This is a genomic window from Pandoraea sp. XJJ-1, assembly GCF_026802345.1.
Classification (GTDB): Bacteria; Pseudomonadota; Gammaproteobacteria; order Burkholderiales; family Burkholderiaceae; genus Pandoraea; species Pandoraea cepalis.
Window position 1 is genome coordinate 4,075,000 of the sequence record NZ_CP113827.1, and the last position, 15,782, is coordinate 4,090,781.

Genomic DNA, 15,782 nt, shown 5'->3' on the forward strand with positions numbered 1-15,782 from the left:
GCGCTTGCTTAACGAGCGAGACGATGCAATGCGAAAAACACACACAATATTGCTGGCTGGTCTTTTGCTCGTAGCTGGTGCGTATGCTTTTAAGCACCGAAGCCATGCGAATGACTGGGTATGGATCGGTAGAGATTCCGTGAAAAATATTGAGGATGTCCCCATCCGGCTTATGGATGTCAAAGACCCTGACGTTTCTGCAACAGAGAGGGACGTGCTAAATCTCACGCTCGGTTTGCAGGCGGGCACCTTAAAGCGAAAGCTTGTCCTTTTCCCCGCGCATTATTGTTATGCACCTCGCCTGCGAGACGGATACCCGTCCGTAACCTGCAGAACGAACGGGGGGGACCTCATTGTCGTGGCCTCTGATAACGTGCGGGAGGTACTGCTCGGCCTGGAAAAGGATCACAGGTACGCCGCAGTTATCGGGAGAGCCGTCGGTACCTATGCCGACATCGGGGTAATTGCCGTGATTGATCCGGCAGCCAAACGAGAATGATGACTTCACTCAATGCGAGCAACGTGTCGAGGTAGAGTATATGTTTAGCCGAAATTTGTTGATTTGGTTGTTGCTCAGCATCACTGTTTCTGCCCACGCTGACGAAGCCATGTTCAACGTCTGCATGGCCCGCGCAAATGCAATTCGGACAACAGCAGAAATTAGGGACAAGGGCGTTCCTCGACACGATTACGAGGTCGGCTATGCCGAGCAATGGGGGCAGCCACCGGGTGCAGCGGAAAACGAAGTTTTGACCATCGTTTACGCAACGCCGAACTATTCTCCTGCCCAGCTGTATCGGATCGCCGTCAACGGGTGTCAACGATTCTTGCGTTGAACATGTAATGTGGGGGCATCATCAAAAAAGTATCGTCCCCGCCCCACCACCGACAGTCGGCACACTAAAATAAATATAGACAAGAAGTAATCAATAAATTGTCGCACGCTTATCAATAAAAAGGAAAAATAGCGTATGTACATTACACAAAACCACGTGAGAGTAGCAGTCGAAAGGATCGGTGGGGCGACTAAAGCAGCCCACGCTGCCTCAGTGAGCAACGCCACGGTCCATTTATGGCTGAATGCAGGTCGAATTCCTAATATCGATCGAGCAAGAATTATTGCCAATGCATCGGGAATCGATATTCAACTGCTGCGAGGGACGCGGTGACCAAGCATATCAGTGAAGAGTCGGCTGCGACGCTTGAAAAGCGAGCAATTGAACAGGCTCAAGCGATGATCCTGAACGGAATCAAGAGAGGTTGGCCGGAGTTCTATGTAGAGCCACCGGCGAAGGAAGTAACGGCGACGCAGTTTGCATCATTGTCCGATCGACAGATTGACAATGCTGTCAGGGCACTCGTGCTGGCCTGCAACCTGTCCGGTGGCTCGACTGGTAACGTGCAGTTGTACGAATTATTGCGCACGTACTTACACAACCCGTTGGCAAGGGTGAAGATCAATGACGTAGTTTCTGAGGCCGGCAAACAAGCCCCTGCGGCGTGAAAAATTGCCCCCTCGACTGCTCCTGTTCGGATTTATCGATAGTTGATCGAATTGGATAGATTGGGTAGCACATCGGTAGCACAACCGAGCCACGCCGCGAGTACAACACAGCACAGCCCTTTGATTTACTGGCCTGCCCAGAGGGATTCGAACCCCCGACCGTCGGCTTAGAAGGCCGATGCTCTATCCAACTGAGCTATGGGCAGTGCGTGATGGCGGCGACAAGACGTCGCTGCCGGCGGGTCTTGCTGTGGCGAGATAACGCATCACGCCCAAGCAATCGACGATTATAGCGCACGCGCATGCCAATTTCATCGGCATCGCTTCAGGAGATGTCCCCCTTTGCGTGCCGTCTCGTTCGCCTTTAGACTGGCAACGTGGAGGAGCGCGAGCATGAACGAAATCGAACGCGAACAACGCTTTGGCGCCCACAACTACGCGCCGCTGCCCGTCGTGCTCTCGCACGCCAAGGGCGTCTGGGTCTGGGATGTCGAGGGCAACCGCTATCTCGACATGATGAGTGCCTACTCCGCCGTCAGCCACGGTCATGCGCATCCTCGCCTGGTCGCCGCGCTCACCGCGCAGGCACAACGCCTCGCCGTCGTCTCCCGCGCCTTCTACACCGACCGGCTCGGCGCCTTCCTCGAACGGTTGTGCGACCTCACCACACTCGGCGGCGCACTGCCGATGAACACCGGCGCGGAAGCCGTCGAAACCGCCATCAAGGCCGCCCGCCGCTGGGGCTACAGCGCCAAACGCATTCCCGCCGACAAAGCCGAAATCATCGTCGCCGACGGCAACTTCCACGGTCGCACCACCACCATCGTCGGCTTCTCGTCCGAGCCCGCCTATCGCGCCGACTTCGGCCCGTTTGCGCCCGGATTCGTGCGCGTGCCCTTCGGCGATATCGACGCCGTGCGCGCCGCCATCACCCCCAACACCTGCGCCGTCCTGTTCGAAACGATTCAGGGCGAAGGCGGCATCGTGGTCCCGCCCGACGGCTTCCTGCGCGCCCTGAGACAGCTCTGCACAGAACACAACGTGCTCATGCTGCTCGACGAAATCCAGTCGGGCCTCGGACGCACCGGTCGCTGGTTTGCCTATCAGCACGAAGACATCGTGCCCGACGGCGTGATGCTCGGTAAAGCACTCGGCGGCGGCCTGCTCCCTGTGTCGGCCTTCGTGGCACGACGCGACATCATCGACCTGTTCGAGCCCGGCAGCCACGGCTCGACCTTCGGCGGCAACGCCCTCGCCGCCACCGTCGCGCTCGAAGCGCTCGACGTCATAGCCGACGAAGACCTGCCGGGACACAGTGCCGAGATGGGGGAATACCTGCTCTCGCGATTACACGCGATTCACTCGCCGCTCATTCGCGAAGTCCGGGGCCGCGGCCTCTGGGCCGGCATCGAAATCGATCCCGCACGCGCCGACGCACACGACCTGTCCCTGCGCATGCTGCGCCGTCGTGTGCTCGCCAAGGAAACGCGCGCGACCGTGCTGCGCCTCGCACCGCCGCTCGTCATCGAACGCTCGGAGATCGACACCTGCATCTCCGCCCTCAAGGCCGTGCTGGCCGAAGCGGAAAACGAGGCCCGACACGAAGCCTGACGCGAGGCCAGGTCAGGCGCATGCGCGCCGGAGCGCTCGTGCATTCAAGCACCGCGCCCGTCAATGCGTCGACGACTTCGACCAGAGATTCATCACCAACACGCCCGCGATGATGAGCGCCATGCCGATCAGCGCAGGGGCATCGAGCTTCTGACCGAACAACACGCGTGCGGTGATCGAGATGAGCACGATGCCGAGCCCCGACCACATCGCATAAGCCACGCCCACGGGAATTGTGCGCAGTGTGAGCGACAGCATGTAGAACGCCACGCCGTAGCCCACGACCACCAGCGCCACCGGCCCGACGCGCGTGAATCCCTCCGAGGCCTTCAGCGCCGACGTGGCAATCACCTCCGCCACGATTGCCACCAGCAGGTACAGATACGCCATCGACACTCCTTTTCCTCGAATTCGCGGCCGATCATCATAACCGACGGGTTCTCCGCCTGGCCCCGCAAAATTCACTTGCCCAAGCGCCCCGCGTCGCGCTACAGTCACCGTCACGGTGTGGCCAGCACACCGGCGTCGCTCGGACGGTTCCGGGCGCTTACGTTCCAGGATTCTCATGTCCAGCTCTCAGGGCTCGCGCAGCTTTACGCGCATCAATCGTCTTCCCCCTTACGTTTTCAATATCACCGCCGAGCTGAAGATGGCCGCGCGCCGCCGTGGCGAGGACATCATCGATCTCTCGATGGGCAACCCCGACGGCGCGACCCCGCCGCACATCGTCAACAAGCTCGTCGAAGTCGCGCAACGCCCCGACACCCACGGTTATTCGACGTCGCGCGGCATTCCGCGTCTGCGCCGCGCGATCACACGCTGGTACAAGGATCGTTACGACGTCGACCTCGATCCCGAGCGCGAAGCCATCGTCACGATCGGCTCGAAGGAAGGCCTCGCTCACCTGATGCTCGCCACGCTCGATCAAGGCGATACGGTGCTCGTGCCGAATCCGTCGTACCCGATTCACATCTACGGCGCGGTCATCGCGGGCGCGAACATCCGCTCCGTGCCGATGACGCCCGGCATCGACTTCTTCACCGAACTTGAGCGCGGCATTCGAGAAAGCCATCCGAAACCCAAGATGGTGATCCTCGGCTTCCCGTCGAACCCCACCGCCCAGTGCGTCGAACTCGAGTTCTTCGAGCGGGTGGTCGACCTCGCGCGCAAGCACGACATTCTCGTCGTGCACGATCTGGCCTACGCCGATATCGTCTACGACGGCTACAAAGCGCCCTCGATCATGCAAGTGCCCGGCGCGCAGGACGTGGCCGTCGAATTCTTCACGCTCTCAAAGAGCTACAACATGGCCGGCTGGCGCATCGGCTTCATGGTCGGCAATGCCGAACTCGTCGCCGCGCTCGCGCGCATCAAGAGCTATCACGACTACGGCACGTTCACGCCGCTGCAGGTCGCCGCCATCGCCGCGCTCGAAGGCGATCAACACTGCGTCGAAGAGATTCGCGCACAGTATCAGCGCCGCCGCGACGTGCTCTACAAAGGCCTGACGGAAGCGGGTTGGGACGTCGATCTGCCGCGCGCGTCGATGTACATCTGGGCGCGCATTCCCGAACCGTATCGCGCGCTCGGCTCACTCGAATTCGCGAAGAAGCTGCTCGCGCAGGCCAAGGTCTCGGTCTCACCAGGCATCGGTTTCGGCGAGTACGGCGACGAATATGTGCGCTTCGCCCTGATCGAGAACGAGTCGCGCATTCGTCAGGCCGTGCGCGGCGTCAAGCACATGTTCCGTGAAGACGGGCTGGTGCACCCGACGGTCGCCTGAGCCGCTACGGCGTACGCCCTAAAGCAACGGGGAGTCCGAAGACTCCCCGTTTGCCTTGCCCTGATCGATGCCTACGCCCCCTATGCGGGCAACCACTCCTGCAGCGTCACTTCAATGGTGATGAACGAGAGGTTGCCGCCGCGCACGAAGCGCCCGGCGAACATGCGCCCGTCGGTATCGGCGACCATCCCGTGCAGCGTGGGAAGCTCGCTCACGGCTTCGGGCCGTACGTCGACCTCACCGAACACATTGAGGATTTCCACCCCGGGGCCGCTCACCCGCTGTTCGCGCCAGCCGTCGCCCGCGCGAAACGCCAGCCGCGCGTCGATCAGGCTTCCCACGGCACCGCGCACGATGGCGCGCGAGATGGCATGCTCCACACACAGCGCTTCGATGCTTTCCGTCAAGTCCTGATTGGGTTTGAGACGCGCCACGACCAACCTGCCCAGCGTGCCGTTCTCGATGTCGACCGGGATATCCAGTTCGGCGCTCATGAGAGATCTCCCGCGATGGGATGCAGCAGACGGAAACGCGTCTCCTCGTCATCCGCGCTCACGTAGCCGCCGCGCTCGAACAAACACAGGCGAATCACGACCGGCTCGTCGCCGGCCCACGTGTGATCGAGAATCAGATGGCCGCCATGCAACTCGCCGCTCGGGTCGGAAAATCCCGCATGGCAATGCAGCAGCGTGGCGCCGTCGGCCGTGCGGCCCACAGTGATCGCGCCACCGATCAGATCCACCTCCCGGATTTCGTCGACCGGTGCCCCATAGCCAAAGGGACGCTCCGCGTCGGCGGTGGTCTCGATCATGTGATACCGCAGACCTCGCGCGGTGCCCGCGCAGAAACGGCCGACGCCGCCACCATACGCATAGCGGGATAACGCTTCGCGTAAGGACTCGCCGAGATTCGCACCCGACCGGATCGTGACGCGCAGTTCGTGCTGCCCGCTCAACACGCAGTCTTCCACACGGGGTAACGTGGGGGCGCCTGCATGTCGATAGATCCGTGAAAGCGCAGGTTTCATAGTCGATAGTCTCCTTGCTCTTCGAGCATCGTCTTGATTTGCTTCTTCACGATCTTGCCGTAGCCCGATTTGGGCATGGCATTCCAGAATACGAAGCGCCGCGGCCACTTGTAGCGGGCGATACGCGCTTCGAGATGTCCGAGCAGTTCATCGGCCTGAGCGGCCATGCCTTCCCGGGCGACCACCACGGCAAGCCCGCTCTCGCCCCATTTGGGGTCGGGCACGCCAAGCACCGCGCACTCCGACACGGCCGGGTGCGTGAGCAACGCTTCCTCGATCTCGCGCGGATAGACGTTCGAGCCGCCCGAGATGTACATGTCCGACGCGCGGCCCGTGATGTACAGGAACCCCTGCGCATCGACGTGTCCGAGATCGCCTGTGTGAAACCAGTCGTCCTTGAACGCCTTGGCATTCGCCTCCGGATTATTGTGATATCCCATGAAGACCGCCGGACCGCGCACGCAGATCTCGCCCGACGCGAACGGCGGCTGACGCTCGCCACGCTCGTCGAGAATCGCCACCTCCATACCGGTACGCGGCACGCCGCAGGTGCCCACGCGCGCGTCGGGTGCGTCGTCGTCATCGGTGTGCAGCCACGGCGGCAACACGGTGATGTTGCCCGTCACCTCGCCCAGCCCGTAGTACTGCACCAGCACCCGCCCCAGCTTGCGCAGCGCATATTTCTGATCGGCGCGATACATCGGCGCCCCGGCGTAAATCACGAACCGCAGCGAGCGATGGTCGTAGCGATCGACGGCCGGGTCTTCGACCAGCATCTTGACGATGGTCGGCACCGTGAACATGTTGTCGACGCCATGACGCTCGATCGCCTGCCAAACTTGTTCGGCATCCATCTTCTCGCCCGGCAGCAGCACGCTGGCCGCCCCACGCGCCGTATTGACGATGGCGTGAATGCCCGCACCGTGCGAGAGCGGCGCCACCACCATCGAGCGGCTGCGATAGGTGATGCCGGGCATCAGGTCGGCCAGGTGATTCGTCACGACGAACGCCATCTGCCCATGCGAGAGCACGCCCGCCTTCGGATGCCCGGTCGTGCCCGACGTATAGAAGAACCACAGTGGATCTTCGTACTCGACTTCCGCCTCGTAGCCGGGCGCGCCTTGATGTTCCGTGACCAGCGTCTCGTAATGCAATTCCCCTGCGCGTGGCTCGCCCAGCGCGATCACATGGCGCAACGCGGGCGATGCGGCGCGCACGGCGTCGACGTGCCCCTCGAAGCCAGCGTCGTAGATCATCACGCACGCACCGCTCGATTGGCCCAGGTACGCCGCCTCCGGTGCGGTAATACGGAAGTTCGTCGGCACCCACACCGCGCCCAGTCGAAAGGCGACCCATGCACTCTCGAAGATGGGCAGGTTGTTGCGCGAGTGAACCAGCAGCTTGTCGCCCTTGCCCACGCCCAGTTTGCGCAGCGCATCGACGGCGGCGTTCACGCGCGCATCGATCTCGCCCCATGTGCTGACCTTGTCGCCGACGATCAGGCCGGGCTCGTCCGGATGACGTCGGGCAACGTCGGCCAGCAGGCGGCCGAGATTCATGACCTTCTTGAGCATGTCGCTCGTCTCCTCGTTCTTTTCGCTCAGTCCCGCCCGGCAAATGCCGGGCAGCCTGCCTCACCACCGTTCAAGCGAAGCATCAGCGCGCTTCGAGAATGCTCACGTAATTGGCCACTGCCGCACCGCCCATGTTGAACACGCCCGCGAGCCGCGCGTTGGGAATCTGCATCTCGCCCGCGGTCCCCGTCAGTTGCATCGCGGCCATCACGTGCATCGACACGCCCGTGGCGCCGACCGGATGGCCCTTCGCCTTCAGGCCCCCCGACGGGTTGACCGGCAGCAGACCGTTCTTCTCCGTCACGCCCTCGGCGACCAGGCTCGCACCCTGCCCCGGTTTGGCCAGGCCCATCGCCTCGTATTCGATCAGCTCAGCGATCGTGAAGCAATCATGCGTCTCGACCAGCGACAGATCCTTCAACGACACACCGGCCACCCCCAATGCCTGACGCCACGCATGCTGGCCGCCTTCGAACGCCAGCGGATCGCGCCGCGAGAGCGGCAGGTAGTCGTTGACCTGCACCGCCGCGCGAAAACCGACCGCCTTGGGCATCGTGCGCGCCACGTCGGCCTTCGAGATCACGAGCGCCGCCGCGCCGTCGGACACCATGGAGCAATCGGTGCGCCTGAGCGGCCCGGCCACGAACGGATTCTTCTCGGAGACGTTGCGGCAGAAGTCGTAACCGAAGTCGCGACGCATATGCGCGTAAGGATTCACCGACCCATTGCGATGGTTCTTCGCCGCGATGCCTGCCAGGGCATCGGACTGATCGCCATAGCGATCGAAATAGGCCTGCGCGATCGTGCCGAACACGCCTGCGAAGCCGCCCGGAATGTCGGCCTCTTCGCGTGCATACGAACACTTGAGCAGGACTTCGCCAACCTGCGGCGTCGCCAATTCGGTCATCTTCTCGAACCCGATCACGAGCACGTGGGTGGCCTTGCCCGCCTCGATGGACTGCAAACCGCCGTGCACGGCCGCCGACCCCGTTGCGCACGCATTTTCGTAGCGCGTGGCCGGCTTGAAACGTAGTCCAGGAATGCGATTGAAAACGAGCGACGACGGAAAGTCCTGGTACAGGAAGCCACCGTTGAACGTGCCGACGTGAATGGAATCGATCTGCTCGGGCGCGAGACCCGCGTCGTCGAGCGCGGCTTGGGCGACATCGGCCAACAGGACTTCGGCATCGACGTTATCGAGTTTTCCGAACTGGGAGTGGGCCCAGCCGGTGAGGCATGCAGCAACCATGAAGTGTCTCCGGAAAAATGAGGTCATCCCGCTCCGGTGAGCAATTTCAATGCCAGACCTGTGCGGCACAGCCCCGCCGTGCGTGGCGCACGAGCGCCCGCGCTCCATCGCCGTCTCGTTGCGTCCTCCTCGCCGCGTTCGCGTGCGTGGCGCACTCGCCGTTGACGCAAGCGTAAAGCCGCCGTCGATGGCCCATCAAGCGAATTTGTCGGCGCGCCGGGTCAGCGCTGTTTGCTGCACCGCAACGCGATATCTCGTACCTGAAACCCAGCGACACCTGTCGCATCGTTGTCGCCTGCCGCATGCGACAGGTGTCGCAGCACGGGCGGCCGATGCGACAGGTGTCGCACGATCTGTCGGCCAACCAAACAATGTCCGCGGCGCGGGAGGTCAACAATCCTTAATAACGTAAGGGTTTTCCCGTTCGAACGACGATCTGGCACTCGATTTGCGTAAGATAGCCAAGCCACTTGCGAGCCACTTCACGCTCGCCTTACGAGATGGCCGAGGCGTTGCAGGGCAACACGTCCGCCCACCTCGCGCTTCAGACGCAGTCACCAAACCTAAAAACAGGAGACATGCAGTATGAGCAACATGGATCGCCGCCACTTCATCAAAGTCGTGGCCGCCACGTCGGCCGCCGCCGCCACGGGCTTGTATCAGACGCAAGCGCACGCTGCCGAATTCACGCTGAAGTTCGCCAACAATCTTCCCGTCAGCCACCCGATGAACGTTCGCGCCAAAGAGATGGCGCAAAAGATTGCGGAGCAGTCGAAAGGTCGCATCGACTTCCAGATTTACCCGAACAATCAATTGGGCAGCGACAGCGACATGCTGAGCCAGGTTCGCTCGGGCGCCATCGACTACTTCACGCTCTCGCCGCTGATTCTCGGCACGCTCGTGCCCTCGGCGCAGATCTCCGGCGTGGGCTTCGCGTTCAAGGACTACGGTCAGGTATGGGCCGCGATGGATGGCGACCTGGGCGCCCACGTACGCAGCCAGATCGCAAAGACCTCGGTGTTCGCCTTCGACAAGATCTGGGAAAACGGGTATCGCCAGATCACCACCAGCAGCCGCCCGATCAATTCGCCGGCCGACCTCAAGGGCCTGAAGATCCGCGTGCCGACGAGCCCGCTGTGGACGTCGATGTTCCGCGCCTTCGACGCCGCGCCCACGTCGATCAACTTCTCCGAAGTGTATTCGGCCCTGCAGACGCACATCGTCGAAGCCCAGGAAAATCCGCTGGCCATTCTGACCACGGCCAAGCTGTACGAAGTGCAGAAGTACGTGTCGATGACGAACCACATGTGGGACGGCTTCTGGTTCCTTGGCAACAAGCAGAAGTGGGACAAACTGCCGAAGGACCTGCAGGCGATCGTCACCGCCAACGTGAACGCCGCCGCGCTCGCGCAACGCGACGATGTGCGCAAGCTCAACGACAGCGTGACGACCGAACTCAAGCAGAAGGGCCTCGTGTTCAATGCACCGAACAACGAGCAGTTCCGCGACAAGCTTCGCGCCGCCGGATTCTATGCCGAATGGCACAAGAAGTTCGGCGATGAGGCGTGGTCGATGCTCGAAAAGTACACCGGGAAGCTTGCGTAAATGGAAACGTTGACGATGACGGCCGAGCCGACGCACGCGCTTGCCCGCCTCTTCTGCCACGTCAACCGCGCGGTGATGAAAGTCACCGAAGCGGTTGCCGTGCTGCTGGTGGTGGCCGAGACGCTCATCCTGCTCGCGGGGGTGATCTCGCGTTATGGGTTCGACAATCCGCTCACCTGGTCGGACGAACTGGCACAGATCCTGTTCATCTGGTTATCGATGCTCGGTGCCGTGCTCGCGCTCGACCGGGGCGAGCACATGCGGCTGTCCGCCATCGTCAACAAACTCCCGGCGGCATGGCGTGACTGGTTTCAGACCATGGCCGCGCTCACGGTCTGCGTATTCGTCGCACTCATTATCGTGCCCGCGTATTCGCATGCCATCGAGCAGATGGACATCACCACGCCCGCGCTGGAAATTCCCGACGGGCTGCGCGCCGCGGCCCTGCCCGTGGGCGCGGTGCTGATGCTCATTGCCGCCGTCTCGCGCCTGGCGCGCTGTTCGAGCCTGCGCCAGCTCGGACTCGGTGTGCTGGTCGTGGCCACGCTGGGTGCCGCGCTCTGGCTTGGGCGCCCCGCGCTCATCGCCATGGGCAATTACAACCTGCTGGTGTTCTTCGTGCTGATCGTCGGCGTCTGCGTGGCCGGCGGCATTCCGATTGCGTTTGCGTTCGGGACGGCAACACTGGCGTATCTGGCGCTCGTGACCGACGCCCCGCTGCAGATCGTCGTCAGCCGCATGGACGAAGGAATGTCAGGCCTCATCCTGCTGTCGGTGCCGCTGTTCGTACTGCTCGGCGCGCTCATCGAAATGAGCGGGCTGGCACGCAGCCTGATCGAATTCATGGCCGCGCTACTCGGGCACGTGCGCGGTGGCCTGCAATATGTGCTGCTCGGCGCCATGTTCCTGGTCTCGGGCATTTCCGGATCGAAAGCGGCCGACATGGCGGCCGTCGCGCCCGCGCTCTTCCCCGAGATGCAGCGACGCGGCTCGAAGCCGGAAGATCTCGTGGCGCTGCTCTCGTCGACCGGCGCCATGACGGAGACGATCCCCCCGAGCCTGGTGCTCATCACGATCGGCGCCGTGTGCGGTGTGTCGATCACCTCGCTCTTCGTCGGCGGCCTGCTGCCCGCGGTCATCGCAACGCTGGCCATCGTCGTGGTGTGTTTCGCACGTTCGCGCAAGGAAGCGCCGAGTGCGGCCCGCCGCGCGCCGTGGCGCGTGATCGGCAAGACGTTCATCGTGGCCTTGCCGGCGCTCGCCCTGCCGATTCTCATCCGTACGGCCGTGATCGAGGGGGCCGCCACGGCCACCGAAGTCTCGACCGTCGGTATCGCCTACACGGTCGTGATCGGCCTGATCGTGCATGCGTTCAAGAAGCACCTGAACTTCAAACGTCTGTATCCGCTGTTGACGGAAACGGCCGCGCTCTCCGGCGCGATCCTGCTGATTATCGGCATGGCCACGGCCATGGCCTGGGCGCTCACGCAATCCGGGTTCTCCGCCGCGCTGGTCAGTCTGATGCATGGCATGCCCGGCGGTCAGGTCGGCTTCCTGCTCATCTCGATGGTCGTGTTCATCATCCTGGGCAGCGTGCTCGAAGGCATTCCGGCCATCGTGCTGTTCGGACCGCTGCTGTTCCCGGTGGCACGCTCCCTGGGCATTCATGACGTGCATTACGCGATGGTCGTAATTCTTTCGATGGGCATGGGACTGTTCGCCCCGCCGCTGGGCGTTGGCTTCTACGCTGCGTGCGCCATCGGCAAGACATCGCCCGACAAGGTTTTCAACCGGATGTGGACCTACATGGGCGCGCTGTTCATCGCATTGCTGCTCGTGGTACTCGTCCCCTGGATCTCGATCGGCTTTCTGAAGTAACGCAAATCCGCTAACGGTTTCGCAATCTCACCGACGGGCTCCGCCGCACTGCGGGCGGCGGAGCCCGGACTGTAAAAATCATTACATTTAGGAGTCCGTATTATGATGGGGAAAGTGGCGGTGGTGACGGGCGGCGGAATGGGCATTGGTGCCGCCATCTGCGAACGATTGATGAATGACGGCATGACCGTGGTGGTCGCCGACCTGAACGAAGGCGCCGCCGCCGAAACGGCGGAGAAACTGAGCGCGGCGGGCGGCACGGCGTGGGCGCTGGGCATGAATGTGGGCGACGCGGCGTCGATTGCCGACGGCTTCGCAAAGATTGCGCAGCGCCATGGCCGCTGCGACGTGCTCGTGAACAATGCCGGTATCGCCAAGACGTTTCCGTTTCTCGACTACCCACTCGATCACTGGCATCAGGTCATGGCCGTGAACCTCACGGGCACGCTGTTGTGCGGGCAGCACGCCGCACGACTTATGCGTGAGCAACGCTGGGGGCGCGTCGTCAATCTGGCGTCGGTGGCGGGCATTCTGGCCAGCGCCGGACGCACCGCCTACGGCACGTCGAAGGCCGCCGTCATCGGGCTCACGCGTCAGATGGCCATCGAACTGGCACCGTTCGGCATCACCGCCAACGCGATCGCTCCCGGTCCCGTCGACACGCCGCTCACGCAGGCACTGCATTCCGACATTTCGCGTCGCCACTACACGGAGACGACACCGCTCGGCCGCTATGGGCAGCCGCGTGAGATCGCTGGCGCCGTGAGCTTTCTCGCGTCGGACGATGCCTCGTATGTGACCGGCCATATCCTGCCGGTCGACGGCGGCTTCGTGGCCGCCGGCATTCTGGAAATCTGACGTCCCGCTTGTCTCTCGCGCCGCCTTCAGCGCGCGCTGGTGTCCGGCCCATCGGGCACCAGCCGAGCGCCCGGCGCGCGCTGCATGTCGCGCCACACCGCTCGCGCGTTCTCCACAAACGTCTCGACGCACGGATTGTGATTGTCGCGGCTCCACAGTAGCGCCACTTCCGCCACCGGGGCGTTGCGCAACGGTCTGAAAACCGCATTGCCGAACGCGCTCGTGCTGCTCATCGACATCGGCACCATCGCCACGCCCAGCCCTTCGCCCACCAGGTTGATGATGGTCTGCTGCAGGTTGGTTTCGAGCCGGATATGCGGCGAGAATCCCGCGCGACGGCAATGGTCGACGACCAGGTCATAGACAAGCGGCGCGATTTCACGCGGAATGCTCACGAACGACTCTTCGGCCAGTTGCGCGGCGTCGAGCACCCGCGCCTTCCCCAACGGGTGCGTGCGTGGGAGCACCGCCACCATCTCCTCGCGAAACACGGTCGCCGTATCGAGCCCGGTCAGGTCTTCGGGGCGATACATGATGCCGACGTCGGTCTGCCCAGCTCGCACGGATTCGGCGAGCAGATTCGGTAACGTTTCCGCCAATTTCATGTCGACGCGCGAATATGCGGCGGCATACGTGCGCGTGAGCGCGGGCAGGATGTTGTACGCCGAGGACATCATGAAGCCGACGGTGATCGCGCCATCCTCTCCCCGGCTCGCCGCCACGACGTTGCGGCGCGCCCGATCGACCGAGTTGAGAATTTCCACCGCGTCCTGATAAAGGCGAGTGCCGGCGCGCGTGAGGCGCACGCTGCGGCGCGTTCGCTCGAAAAGCTGCACACCCAGCTCTGCTTCCATCAGCGCAATCTGGCGCGACAGCGGCGGCTGGGAGATATGCAATTGCTGGGCGGCTCGGCCGAAGTGAAGGGTCTCGGCGAGCACCACAAAGTACTGGAAATGGCGCAGCTCAATCATCTGATACCCCAAAGGTATTAATGGCGCATCTATATTGTATTGGATGTTATGACTGGGCAGTCGTATCCTGCATCAGCGGTTGGCCACCCGAGCTGGCTGCGACATAAAGAGACGTCAGGAATCGCCAGGCCACAAGCCACCGACGGCGCCCTTTCGTACCGATACGAGAAGGAGACAAGTCATGCCCGCTCACCTTGCTGTAGCGTCAGCCCCCGCTCGACCTGTCGGCCCCGCCGCCCCCCTCGGCGCCGCCACTGCCAGTACCGCCTTCAGCCACGTCACCGCGCTCGCCGAGCGCATCCATCGGGTACCGGCCGCCCCCGCCGCCGCACCTCAGATGCGCCCCGACTATCTCGCCATTGACGATCTGTGCGGCACCGACGCCCGAATGCGCGCGTTGCTCTCGCGCGGCAAGCGCTTCGTCGATCGCGGACTGCCGGTATTGATCCTCGGCGAGACGGGAACGGGCAAGGAGTTTCTGGCCCGCGCGCTGCACGAGTACAGCGCGCGGCGCGCGCAAGCGTTCGTCGCGATCAATACGGCATCGCTGCCGGAACATCTCGTCGAGAGCGAATTGTTCGGCTATCAGCGCGGCGCGTTTTCGGGCGCCCTGCCCGGCGGAATGAAAGGCAAGTTGCAGCAGGCAGACGGCGGCACGCTGTTCCTCGACGAAATCGGAGACATGCCTTATGCGCTGCAAACGCGGCTACTGCGCGTGCTCTCGGAGCAGGAAGTCACGCCGCTGGGCGCGAGTCGCCCGGTGCCCGTCAACGTTCAGCTCATCTGCGCCACGCATCAGGATCTCGCCGGTGCAGTGGCACAGGGCACGTTCCGCGAAGATCTTTACTACCGCATCGCCGTGGGTGTACTCACGCTGCCGACACTGCGCGAGCGCGACGACAAGCGCGAGTTGATCGCGCGCATGCTATGCGACGAGTGGCCGGGATTGCGCGCTGATCAGGCACTGGCTCGCGTAGCGCCGCACGTCTTGGCGTGCCTGCTCTCCCACGCGTGGCCGGGAAATCTGCGCCAGATGCGCGCCGCGTTGCGTTACGCGTGCGCGGTAATGGCTGGCAATATGCTGGAGATGGACGACCTGCCGCCAGAGCTTGTCATGCCGTCGCCGGCGCGCAATGTGGATGGCAATGTCGCGATGCGTGCCCTGGAAGCGCGAGATGTCGTGGCGTCGAGCCCCGTCGCCGCCCCGAACGAAGCAAGTGCGCAGGCATCGCCGCACGACCACCGAGAGCGCGACCGCATTCTGCAGGCGCTCGCGCAACACCGCTGGAACATTTCCGCAGCGGCACGCACCCTCGGCTTCTGCCGGGCGTCGCTGTATCGCAAGCTCAAGCAGTTGCGCATTCCGCACGTGCGCGATTGCGGCGACGCCCTCGGCGCGAGCCATTACGCGTAGCCGAACACGCGGCAAAAAACGCAGACAAAAAAAAGCGCGGCCAATGAGGCCGCGCCAAGGTTTGGAGACTTTTCACTCAACGCAAAAGTCTACTTCTCGCGGAACGTAGTATAGGGTCTGGCCTCCCGAATCATTCTCATCATTCGGCGCAATGCATTATTCGGCGACTCGCAATAGTCCGTAAAACGCTATCAACAAATGACTTTTTGGCGCGAGTCAATTGTTCACGCCTGTCGGCATCTCGGATTTTCCTCATCGCGTGTGCTTCAGTACGCGCAATGACGCGATCATGAGGTCTACCCGCACCG

At 62.8% G+C, this 15,782-nt stretch carries 15 protein-coding genes and 1 tRNA gene; 9 read left to right on the plus strand and 7 right to left on the minus strand.

Features of this window, described 5'->3' with window-relative positions:
* Positions 1–28 precede the first annotated feature (28 nt).
* From OYT13_RS18795 to OYT13_RS18805, 3 genes are all read left to right on the plus strand, one after another.
* Positions 29–499 (plus strand): hypothetical protein, encoded by a 471-nt coding sequence (locus OYT13_RS18795; RefSeq protein WP_268566811.1) that lies wholly within the window; start codon positions 29–31, stop codon positions 497–499.
* Between the two features lie 40 nt (positions 500–539).
* Positions 540–836: a hypothetical protein gene (locus OYT13_RS18800; protein WP_268566812.1), complete on the plus strand. Its 297-nt coding sequence runs from the start codon at positions 540–542 to the stop codon at positions 834–836.
* 329 nt (positions 837–1,165) lie between these two features.
* Positions 1,166–1,504, plus strand: a complete 339-nt coding sequence (locus OYT13_RS18805) for a hypothetical protein (RefSeq protein ID WP_268566813.1) — start codon at positions 1,166–1,168, stop codon at positions 1,502–1,504.
* Positions 1,505–1,633: 129 nt separating this feature from the next.
* On the opposite strand, the gene OYT13_RS18810 is transcribed toward OYT13_RS18805, so the two are convergent.
* Positions 1,634–1,710: transfer RNA gene (locus OYT13_RS18810), tRNA-Arg, on the minus strand.
* 187 nt (positions 1,711–1,897) lie between these two features.
* On the opposite strand from OYT13_RS18810, the gene rocD reads away from it, so the two are divergent.
* Entirely contained in the window at positions 1,898–3,115 is a 1,218-nt protein-coding gene (rocD, locus tag OYT13_RS18815) for an ornithine--oxo-acid transaminase (RefSeq protein ID WP_268566814.1), read from the plus strand.
* Positions 3,116–3,175: 60 nt separating this feature from the next.
* Here the strand turns inward: rocD and OYT13_RS18820 are convergent, their stop codons facing one another.
* Positions 3,176–3,505, minus strand: a complete 330-nt coding sequence (locus OYT13_RS18820; RefSeq protein ID WP_261938084.1) for a DMT family transporter — start codon at positions 3,503–3,505, stop codon at positions 3,176–3,178.
* Positions 3,506–3,680: 175 nt separating this feature from the next.
* Here OYT13_RS18820 and alaC point away from each other — a divergent pair, with 175 nt between their 5' ends.
* A complete protein-coding gene (alaC, locus tag OYT13_RS18825; RefSeq protein WP_017233941.1) occupies positions 3,681–4,898 on the plus strand; it encodes an alanine transaminase in 1,218 nt (405 codons plus the stop codon).
* Between the two features lie 80 nt (positions 4,899–4,978).
* On the opposite strand, the gene OYT13_RS18830 is transcribed toward alaC, so the two are convergent.
* The 4 genes from OYT13_RS18830 to OYT13_RS18845 all read right to left on the minus strand — a co-directional run bounded on the left by OYT13_RS18830 (position 4,979) and on the right by OYT13_RS18845 (position 8,748).
* Positions 4,979–5,392 (minus strand): PPC domain-containing DNA-binding protein, encoded by a 414-nt coding sequence (locus OYT13_RS18830; RefSeq protein WP_017233942.1) that lies wholly within the window; start codon positions 5,390–5,392, stop codon positions 4,979–4,981.
* The gene (locus OYT13_RS18835; protein ID WP_026131953.1) at positions 5,389–5,925 is read right to left on the minus strand and encodes a hypothetical protein; all 537 of its coding nucleotides are present in this window, start codon (positions 5,923–5,925) and stop codon (positions 5,389–5,391) included. The genes OYT13_RS18830 and OYT13_RS18835 overlap by 4 nt, the downstream gene beginning before the upstream one ends.
* Positions 5,922–7,499: an acyl-CoA synthetase gene (locus OYT13_RS18840; RefSeq protein ID WP_254440925.1), complete on the minus strand. Its 1,578-nt coding sequence runs from the start codon at positions 7,497–7,499 to the stop codon at positions 5,922–5,924. Before OYT13_RS18840 ends, OYT13_RS18835 begins: the two co-directional genes overlap by 4 nt.
* Before the next feature lie 82 nt (positions 7,500–7,581).
* A complete protein-coding gene (locus OYT13_RS18845; RefSeq protein ID WP_268566815.1) occupies positions 7,582–8,748 on the minus strand; it encodes an acetyl-CoA acetyltransferase in 1,167 nt (388 codons plus the stop codon).
* A gap of 585 nt (positions 8,749–9,333) precedes the next feature.
* On the opposite strand from OYT13_RS18845, the gene OYT13_RS18850 reads away from it, so the two are divergent.
* From OYT13_RS18850 to OYT13_RS18860, 3 genes are all read left to right on the plus strand, one after another.
* Complete coding sequence (locus tag OYT13_RS18850; protein ID WP_017233946.1) at positions 9,334–10,353, plus strand: TRAP transporter substrate-binding protein; 1,020 nt, start codon at positions 9,334–9,336, stop codon at positions 10,351–10,353.
* Between the two features lie 15 nt (positions 10,354–10,368).
* On the plus strand, positions 10,369–12,231 hold the full coding sequence (locus OYT13_RS18855) for a TRAP transporter large permease (RefSeq protein ID WP_051060184.1): 1,863 nt from the start codon (positions 10,369–10,371) through the stop codon (positions 12,229–12,231).
* Positions 12,232–12,333: 102 nt separating this feature from the next.
* Entirely contained in the window at positions 12,334–13,089 is a 756-nt protein-coding gene (locus OYT13_RS18860) for an SDR family NAD(P)-dependent oxidoreductase (protein WP_017233948.1), read from the plus strand.
* A 26-nt stretch (positions 13,090–13,115) separates the two neighbouring features.
* Here the strand turns inward: OYT13_RS18860 and OYT13_RS18865 are convergent, their stop codons facing one another.
* A complete protein-coding gene (locus tag OYT13_RS18865) occupies positions 13,116–14,060 on the minus strand; it encodes a LysR family transcriptional regulator (RefSeq protein ID WP_017233949.1) in 945 nt (314 codons plus the stop codon).
* A 181-nt stretch (positions 14,061–14,241) separates the two neighbouring features.
* Here OYT13_RS18865 and OYT13_RS18870 point away from each other — a divergent pair, with 181 nt between their 5' ends.
* Positions 14,242–15,474 (plus strand): sigma-54-dependent Fis family transcriptional regulator, encoded by a 1,233-nt coding sequence (locus OYT13_RS18870; RefSeq protein WP_157211460.1) that lies wholly within the window; start codon positions 14,242–14,244, stop codon positions 15,472–15,474.
* Positions 15,475–15,782 lie beyond the last annotated feature (308 nt).